The organism is Rosenbergiella epipactidis (assembly GCF_018494055.1).
GTDB classification, from domain to species: Bacteria; Pseudomonadota; Gammaproteobacteria; order Enterobacterales; family Enterobacteriaceae; genus Rosenbergiella; species Rosenbergiella epipactidis.
This window is the reverse complement of sequence record NZ_JABBFQ010000029.1, coordinates 1-301: the sequence shown is the minus strand read 5'-3', so window position 1 is coordinate 301 and position 301 is coordinate 1. Positions and strand designations below refer to the sequence as shown.

Here is a 301-nt window from a genome sequence, read left to right as displayed (position 1 = left end):
GAACCTGCGGTTGGATCACCTCCTTACCTGTAAGATACATTGCTGCGTAGTGCTCACACAGATTGTCTGATGAAAATGTAAAGAAGCAAGGCGTCTTGCGAAGCAGACTACTGTCCCCTTCGTCTAGAGGCCCAGGACACCGCCCTTTCACGGCGGTAACAGGGGTTCGAATCCCCTAGGGGACGCCACTTGCTGGTCTGTGAGTGAAAGTCGCCGACACTATTATCTTAAAGCTGACTTACGAGTCGTCTTTAAGATATTGCTCTTTAAAAATCTGGAAACAAGCTGATAAATTGAAAAC

The 301-nt window shown here is 47.5% G+C and carries 1 tRNA gene; it reads left to right on the top strand.

Going from position 1 to position 301, the window contains the following annotated elements:
- Positions 1 to 112: 112 nt before the first annotated feature.
- Positions 113 to 188 (top strand) — tRNA-Glu (locus HGT71_RS15660).
- The last annotated feature ends 113 nt before the right edge of the window (positions 189 to 301 follow it).